This is a genomic window from Lacticaseibacillus pantheris DSM 15945 = JCM 12539 = NBRC 106106 (genome assembly GCF_001591865.1).
In the GTDB taxonomy this organism is placed as follows: Bacteria; Bacillota; Bacilli; order Lactobacillales; family Lactobacillaceae; genus Lacticaseibacillus; species Lacticaseibacillus pantheris.
On the sequence record NZ_BCVS01000106.1, the window covers coordinates 1 to 7,781 of the forward strand.

The window sequence follows — 7,781 nt, forward strand, 5'->3', positions numbered from 1 at the left end:
AGCGCACTTGCGTTGGCGGCCCTGAACAGTTCTCCGAATGATTGGGGTACCCCTCAAATATCCCATCTGAACGGAGATGCCAATCATGATGAAAAGGAAGAATCGAGGTGGACGTAATGGTCCCGGCGGCCGTTGCGTTATTGATCGCGGCGCGTGCTTGCTACTGGTTAGCGCGTGCCTACCGAGAAATAAAAAAGGCTAACCGCAAGGGTTAACCCTGATCCACCAAGATCATTCTGAACTGTTGAGGCCGTTGGGGCTACACCCCCAATGGCCTCTTTTCAACTCTTAAAGTATATAATGTCGCCCTCAATACCGTCAACGAACATTGACGTTTTTGGGTGAACTTACCATTCTCAACGCAAAACATGCAAAAAATGGTTGCAATTCGTCCTAGTTGGCGTCGTACGTTGATGCGACCACCTGCTGTGTGTAGGTGTTAACCAATTCGCCCTGTGCGTTCACGGTGTAACTAGCTACTGTTGGGTTGGTATTAGGGTCCGCGTTTTGTGCCTGCATGTTACTTGAACTATGGTTCTCCGCCACAGTGACGGTTGCTTCCCCGTCACTATTAGTGCCAAAGGTGAAGGTGAAATCGTTGGGGGTAACGGCAAAGGTGTAACCTGCGGACGCATGCTTGAATGCCCATGCCTGCAGTTGGGACTGCGTCAGGTTTTTGCTGTTCACGGTACTGCTGCCCGCAGTCGCGTTCGAGTTGCTAGAACCACTCGTGCTGTTGGCATTGGCACTGGTAGCTTTGCTGCTTGAATTGCTTGTCGCTGCGCTACTACTTGAGCTGGTAGTAGTGGCAGCCTGACTTTGCGCAGCCTTTGCCGCGCTGTCTTTGAGGCTCGTTGCGGTGGTGCCGGAACCCTGGTGGGCGTGGTACGTGTACGCCAGCGGGTAGTCGGTGTTCAGGTAATAGAACGTTCCGGCACCCTTAAAGACGCTGACGTTAACGTCAATAAACAACTTTTTGATGGTGATTTTTTTACCCGGTTGCACCGTTACCCGTCCGGTAGCGTCCGCCTTGATGGTTTTGCCACTAGCAGTTTGGTCGATAAAGAACGCCGACCGCTTGAACGTGATTGCCCGCTTGGTTTTATTTGTAATCTTGGCGGTAACGTTGTACAAAGTATCGCTGCCGGCGTCGCTCTTCGCCTGAAAGCGGAATGATACCTGCTTGCGTTGCTTGGCGCTCAGGTTTTGGTACGCCACTTTGGTGACCTGCTGCGAGCTACTGCTACTACTGGACTGATCCGAGCTACTTTGCTTAGCCCCGCACCCGCCCAAAACAAGTAGTACGGCGATTCCCAGTGTGAGTATGTATTTCTTCTTCATTGTTATTTTCCTCCTCTACACGCCCAGTGTAACGGACCAACCCCTGGCACGCTTTCACAACGTTATTGTAGCATGATGACACGGCCCACAAAGTTAAAGAAATACTACTAATTAATTTATGCCGGCATCTAGGTCTTTGGACCGAGTAATTTTGCGTGGAACAAGGTACAATATAACTATTCAAAGGGGTGACGGTTAATGTCCCCCGTATATAAGGAGAGTACAATATGAAGAAGCTAAGTGGGGGTGCCATCGCTGGAATCGTAGTGGCGGCCGTGGTCGTTATTTTGGCCATCTTTGGTATCAGCTCGTACAACTCGATTGTTAAGTCCGACCAGAAGGTGACCGAACAGTGGAGCCAGGTGGAAAACGTTACGCAGCGGCAGTACGACCTGATTCCTAACCTGGTTAGCTCCGTTAAGGGGAGTATGCAGCAGGAACAAAAGGTCTTTGGCGCCATTGCGGACGCGCGTAAAGATTACGCTAACGCTAGTTCCACCAAGGATAAAGCCAATGCTACCGCCGAGATGACGAGCAGCGTGGGCACGTTAATTTCTGTGATTCGTGAAAGCTACCCAACGTTGAACAGCAACAAGCAGGTTAGCACGTTGATGAGCCAACTTGAGGGCTCACAGAACCGGATTAGCGTTGAACGCAAGCGCTACAACGAAGCCGTGCAGACGTACAACAACAAGGTTGTGACGTTCCCGAAGAACATTATCGCCAACATGATGGGTAAGGGAACCAAGGCGTACTTTAAGGCCGACAGTAAGGCTATGAACAGCACACCATCGGTTGACCTCGACACTGACTCTTCTAGCAGTAGTACTAGCGGAAAGTAGGTACGTGCGATGCGTAGACTCTGGGGGACGGTCGTTACCGCCTTTGCGTTAGGCCTCGCCCTGTTGACGCTGGGGACGACGGCGGTGCGTGCCGCTACGCTACCAGCACAACCGGACGCGAATTACTACGACGGGATTAGCCTGTTGGATCAGGAAACCACCGCGCTGGTGACCAAACAAAATGACTACTATCAGACCACGAAGGCCAAGCCGCAGGTCGTACTAGCAGCCATTAAGAGTACGGGTGGGGATGACATTGACAGTTACGCGCCCGACCTGTTCCAGAAGTGGGGCATTGGGCAAAAGGGAAAGGACAACGGCATCCTCATCCTCTTTGCTAAAAATGGTGGCAAAAATAACGTGCGCATTGAGGTTGGTTACGGCATGGAGGCGTACATGACCGACGCCAAGTCCGCCAACCTGCTGAACGCGCACCTGAGCGACCTTAAATCCAGCAAGGCCGCTAACGTCAACCGCGGGCTGCGGGCGGTGTTCAAAGGTGTGGCTGAAGTCGTTAGTCGCCATTATGGTTACAAAGTTGTGAGCGCGGACGGCACACAAAGCCGCGTGGCGCGCACCACTAGCTCCGATAATGGTGGCAGTGCTGCCGGACTCATCGTGAAGGCGGTCGGGGCGATTGTCATCCTAGTTATCATCATCGCGGTGTTATTTGGCGGTGGTTCCGGTGGCTCAGGCCGTGGCGGGCGCCGTCGTGGTAGCGTTTGGCCGTGGCTATTACTGGGCATGAGCCTGGACGGCACTCGTCGTAGTCGCCCTGATGACCGCTGGGGTGGACCCGGTGGTTTCGGCGGTGGTGGCTTCGGTGGTGGCGGTTTTGGGGGCGGCGGCTTCGGTGGCGGTTCCAGCGGCGGTGGCGGTGCCTCCGTCTAGCATATAATGATGGCCCAGTAAAAATCCTCAGTGCGGGATTGCCACTGGGCCATCGTTATATTTCGGGAGCCTCACAGCCCCTTGATATTTAACTTTGTCACGCAGAAGTTACAATTATGCTAACGCAGGCGTGCAGAGCGGTCCAAACATTGCGTTTATCCGGTTTTTCTTGTACTATTTCTAAGGTATTAAGGCCGTTGTTATCCACTAAATTCAGCGTTGCCCCGCACTCACGGGGGTAGCTGTTGCGGCCAGGATTAGTGATTGCTAACAAATGTTGTTTAATGTAAATGAGGAGTTGAACGAATATGTGTGGGTTTGTCGGCGTTATTCATCAGGACGGTACGCCAGTACAATTGTCCGATGTGAAGCACATGAACAAAGTTTTGACCCACCGTGGGCCCGACGATGAGGGATACTACCACGATGACGACGTTACGGTCGGTTTTCGCCGGTTGAGTATCATCGACTTGAGTCATGGTGGTCAGCCGCTATCCCACGATAACCAGCGTTACTGGATCGTGTTTAACGGTGAAATCTACAACTACATTGAGTTGCGGGACGAACTGAAGGCTGACGGCCAGACGTTCACGACCGATAGCGATACCGAAGTTATTTTGGGCATGTACCAGAAGTACGGTGAGAAGGCAGCCTCCAAGCTCCGCGGTATGTTCGCCTTCATGCTGGTGGACACCCAGACGCACGAGGTTTACGGTGCCCGTGACCACTTTGGGATTAAGCCCCTGTTTTACTCAGAAGCGGATGACGGCAACGTGTACCTGGCCTCCGAAAAGAAGGCGTTGCTCAGCCTGCTGGATGACCGCTCCATTGACGACCGGGCCCTGCAAGATTACATGACGTACCAGTATGTGCCGGATCCGGAGAGCTTGACGCCATCCATGCACAAGCTGAAGGCCGGCCACTACTTCACCAAGAAACCGGGCGAGGCGTTTAAGACCACCCAGTACTTTAACCCAACCTTTGCGCCCCAGACCATGACGGATGAGGACAAAGTCGCGCGGGACCTCGCGGACGTGTTGCGCGACAGCGTCGCTAAGCACATGCGTGCCGACGTGACGGTGGGTTCGTTCCTGTCCGGCGGCGTGGACTCGTCCATTATCGTTGCGCTGGCGCGTGAACTCAGCCCTAAGATTAAGACTTTCTCAGTTGGCTTTGAGCGTGAAGGTTACAACGAAATTGACGTTGCGAAGGAAACCGCGGAACGTCTGGACGTAGAGAACATCAGCGAGATGATCACGCCAGAGGAATTTGCGCAGGCCTTTCCACGCTTCGTGTACGCCATGGACGATCCGTTAGCGGATCCGGCCGCAGTGCCCCAGTACTTCCTGACCCGTTTGGCCCGTAAGTACTGCAAAGTTGCGCTGACGGGTGAGGGGGCCGACGAATTCTTTGGTGGTTACACAATCTACAACGAACCCAATTCTCTGAGCATGTTTGAACACATGCCACGGCCAGTCAACCACGTACTGCGCGGTGTATCACACATGATGCCTACCGGGATGAAGGGTAAGAGCTTCTTGGAGCGTGGCACCACGCCTTTGGAAGAGCGTTTCGTGGGTAACGCCAAAATCTTCAGTGAGGCCGAAAAGAGTCAGTTGCTGGAGCACTACAACCCCGACTACCCGTACACGGAAGTGACTAGTGGCCTGTACGGTCGCAACGCACAACTCGACCCGATTACCCGGATGCAGGACATTGACATGCACACCTGGTTGGTTGGTGACTTGCTGCTGAACGCGGACCGGACGTCGATGGCTGCCAGCCTCGAACTCCGGACGCCGTTTATCGACAAGGAAGTCTTCAAGTTTGCCCGGACCATTCCGGCGAACCTGCGTGTGGCTCACGGGACGACGAAGTACATCCTGCGTAAGGCGGCCGAAAGCTTCACGCCGGACAACGTGTTGTACCGTCGTAAGCTCGGGTTCCCTGTGCCTATCCGCTTCTGGTTGAAGAATGAGCTGGCCGATTGGGCTGATAACATTATCAACGAGGCCCAGGTGGACGACTACATCAACAAGGATTACGTTCGTCAGTTGTTGGCGGACCACCGTGCAGGCAAAGCGGACAACTCCCGCAAAGTGTGGACGGTCCTGACCTTCATGGTTTGGCACCAAGTTTATATCGAACGCAAGTATCCAGAAGTCTTTGTGGATGAATTAATTGCAACAACGCACAACGACGACTAACTTTCGTGGTGCGTATCAGGGGGCGACCATAATGGTGGCCCCCTTTGTGTAGACTCAAAAAAATGGTCGCCGTTATGTTAAGCGGTATGACAGCATGCAGTTGCGCGAGCATTGCGCCGGTCACAAGGATTATGACAGCGCTATATTTTCGTGAGTAAATGAAGCGGTTTCTCTTGTTTTTGGGCGGGCGTCGCCGTATGCTTAAGGTACAAACAAGTAGGGAGTGATTGGAATGGAACAAGAATACAAACGGTTATTAGTTCCGGTGGACGGATCCCAAGAGGCTGACCTGGCCTTTCAAAAGGCGCTCAAGGTGGCCGTTGCCAACCACGCTCGGATGGATATCCTCAACGTCCTTGATACCAAGCAGTTCATTGGTAGCTATGGCGGTATGATTTCTGGCGACGCCATTTATCAGCTGACCCAGGACGCGCAAGAGTACCTTGAGGGCCTGGAGTCACGCGCTAAGGATGAGGGCGTCACGGACGTGCACATCCACGTGCGTTTTGGTAACCCCAAGAACGTTATTTCGACCGATTTTCCACACGAATACAAGTCGGATATCATCATCATTGGTGCTACCGGGCTCAACGCCTTTGAGCGCATGCTGGTCGGTAGCGTGACGGAGTACGTGAACCGTACGGCGCCATGTGACGTGCTGATTGTCAAAGGCGCACCGAAGAATTAAATTGGGCGCGATAATGCGCAAAAACTAGTCCCCGCAGCCGGGTTACTTCGGCCGTAGGGATTTTTTTGTTATCGATTTTAATTCGTAGTCCCCACTGCTATTTTGGCGAAATTACACATGACGCTGATGGCAAACTATATGGGGTGAACGAACATGAATCAGTTAGAGTTAGCACGTGCAAAGGATTTCTGGCCGAACCGCACGCCAGAGCTGCGGCATTACTACGACACGGAGTGGGGTCAGCCTAGTCATGATGACCGCTACCTCTTTGAATTGCTGGTCCTAGAGATTATGGCGGCGGGTCTGAGCTGGCAGTTGGCTTTGCGCAAGCGTGCCGGTATCGGTGCCGCCTTTGCGGATCTCAATGTGGACCGGATTGCGGCGATGGGACCAGCTGAGGTTGATGGGTTGCTCCAGGACGAGCGGATTATGCGGAACCGGCGCAAAGTGGCGGCGGTTATCACCAATGCGCGCGCCCTGCAAACGTTAATTGCAGAATGGGGTACGTTGGATGCATACGTGTGGCACTTTACGGGTGGGTGCCAGCAGGTGGGGCACTGGCAGGATTACCACGACTTACCGCAGCGCTCCCCGTTGGCGGACACCGTCAGTCAGGACATGAAGCGCCGCGGGTTTACCTTTGTGGGTCCGGTCATTATGCATAATTACTTGCAGGGAGCGGGGGTGATTGATAACCGCGTGGTCGTGACGGGCTAGGTTCGGCGTTGTGGGCGGCGTATAATCAGGCCTATACATGGGGGTGTGGTTATGCAAAAACGACGGTTGTGGGGTATGTTGCTCGCAGGCGGGGCCGCGGGTCTATGGGGCGTATCGGGTCCGTGTAGCGAGTACCTATTTCGCCACGGGGTGGATTTGTTATGGCTGATTGGTAGCAAGATGCTGTTTGGCGGGATTGTCTTAGGCTTGTATTGTTTAGTGCGCGATCCGTCCGGTATGCTAGCAGTTTGGCGTAGCCGCAAAGCTGTGGTGCAGCTGCTACTGTTTACCTTTTTCGGCATGATTACCATGCAATTAATTTACTTTCAGACGGTCGCGGTGTCGAACGCGGCTACGGCCACCATTATGCAGTATTTGGCTCCCATCCTCATTTTGGGGTGGGTTGCAGTGAGTACCCACACGGTGCCGCGACGGGCGGACTTTATGACCATTGCTTTGGCCATGATGGGGACGCTATTAGTAGTAACCAAAGGGCGTGTGACCCAGTTGGCAATCTCACCGCAGGCACTGTGGTGGGGGTTATTGGCGGCCGTTGCAGCGGCAGGTTACACGTTGATTCCTCGATGGTTATTGGCGCACTACTCGGGCGTGGCGGTTTCGGCATGGTCAATGATGATTGGTGGAGCCGTTATTACTGCTTACCGGCCGTTTTGGGAGCGTACACCCGCTATGACCACCGTAATGTGGGCCGCATATGGTTTTGTGTTAGTGTTTGGGACCATTTTGGCGTACGCGATGTACCTGGTGAGTCTACGCTACGTTGCTCCAACCGTGGTTGGCTTACTGGACGCCTTTGAACCACTGGGAGCGGTGGTTGCGGGTGTGCTGTTTATGCATTTACGCCTCGATTTCTGGGAAGCGGTCGGTGGACTGATTATCCTGTTCACCGTGGGGCTAATGGGCGTGCTGACGCCCAAGACGCCGCCACACCGGTCGGGAGTGGATGAAGATGGATAAAATGTGACGGGTGGCGGGTCTGGCCGGGGGGTGCCGTGGTGTGCTCCGACTTGGTGGACCGCTGCTAGTGGCTGGTCGTACTGGCGTGATGGCTCCGTGTGGCGGGTCTGGCCGGTT

Annotated in this window: 7 protein-coding genes; 6 read left to right on the plus strand and 1 reads right to left on the minus strand. The window is 54.0% G+C overall.

Annotated elements, in window-relative coordinates; all coding sequences use genetic code 11:
• Positions 1–393: 393 nt before the first annotated feature.
• Entirely contained in the window at positions 394–1,341 is a 948-nt protein-coding gene (locus LPA02S_RS09625; RefSeq protein ID WP_056956297.1) for a hypothetical protein, read from the minus strand.
• 227 nt (positions 1,342–1,568) lie between these two features.
• On the opposite strand from LPA02S_RS09625, the gene LPA02S_RS09630 reads away from it, so the two are divergent.
• From LPA02S_RS09630 to LPA02S_RS09655, 6 genes are all read left to right on the plus strand, one after another.
• The gene (locus LPA02S_RS09630) at positions 1,569–2,183 is read left to right on the plus strand and encodes a LemA family protein (RefSeq protein WP_054651640.1); all 615 of its coding nucleotides are present in this window, start codon (positions 1,569–1,571) and stop codon (positions 2,181–2,183) included.
• A gap of 9 nt (positions 2,184–2,192) precedes the next feature.
• On the plus strand, positions 2,193–3,074 hold the full coding sequence (locus LPA02S_RS11900) for a TPM domain-containing protein (protein WP_056956298.1): 882 nt from the start codon (positions 2,193–2,195) through the stop codon (positions 3,072–3,074).
• Between the two features lie 308 nt (positions 3,075–3,382).
• Positions 3,383–5,281, plus strand: coding sequence for an asparagine synthase (glutamine-hydrolyzing) (gene asnB, locus LPA02S_RS09640; protein ID WP_054651645.1), 1,899 nt, complete (start codon positions 3,383–3,385; stop codon positions 5,279–5,281).
• Between the two features lie 232 nt (positions 5,282–5,513).
• Positions 5,514–5,969, plus strand: a complete 456-nt coding sequence (locus LPA02S_RS09645; RefSeq protein ID WP_054651647.1) for a universal stress protein — start codon at positions 5,514–5,516, stop codon at positions 5,967–5,969.
• A gap of 153 nt (positions 5,970–6,122) precedes the next feature.
• A complete protein-coding gene (locus LPA02S_RS09650) occupies positions 6,123–6,686 on the plus strand; it encodes a DNA-3-methyladenine glycosylase I (RefSeq protein ID WP_056956299.1) in 564 nt (187 codons plus the stop codon).
• 51 nt (positions 6,687–6,737) lie between these two features.
• Positions 6,738–7,664 (plus strand): DMT family transporter, encoded by a 927-nt coding sequence (locus tag LPA02S_RS09655; RefSeq protein ID WP_054651651.1) that lies wholly within the window; start codon positions 6,738–6,740, stop codon positions 7,662–7,664.
• The last annotated feature ends 117 nt before the right edge of the window (positions 7,665–7,781 follow it).

Excerpts from the sequence above, each read along its gene's own strand:
- LPA02S_RS09650 (WP_056956299.1), top strand. The coding sequence starts at position 6,123 with ATGAATCAGTTAGAGTTAGCACGTGCAAAGGATTTCTGGCCGAACCGC.
- LPA02S_RS11900 (WP_056956298.1), top strand. The coding sequence starts at position 2,193 with ATGCGTAGACTCTGGGGGACGGTCGTTACCGCCTTTGCGTTAGGCCTC.
- LPA02S_RS09655 (WP_054651651.1), top strand. The coding sequence starts at position 6,738 with ATGCAAAAACGACGGTTGTGGGGTATGTTGCTCGCAGGCGGGGCCGCG.
- LPA02S_RS09630 (WP_054651640.1), top strand. The coding sequence starts at position 1,569 with ATGAAGAAGCTAAGTGGGGGTGCCATCGCTGGAATCGTAGTGGCGGCC.
- LPA02S_RS09645 (WP_054651647.1), top strand. The coding sequence starts at position 5,514 with ATGGAACAAGAATACAAACGGTTATTAGTTCCGGTGGACGGATCCCAA.
- LPA02S_RS09625 (WP_056956297.1), bottom strand. The coding sequence starts at position 1,341 with ATGAAGAAGAAATACATACTCACACTGGGAATCGCCGTACTACTTGTT.
- asnB (WP_054651645.1), top strand. The coding sequence starts at position 3,383 with ATGTGTGGGTTTGTCGGCGTTATTCATCAGGACGGTACGCCAGTACAA.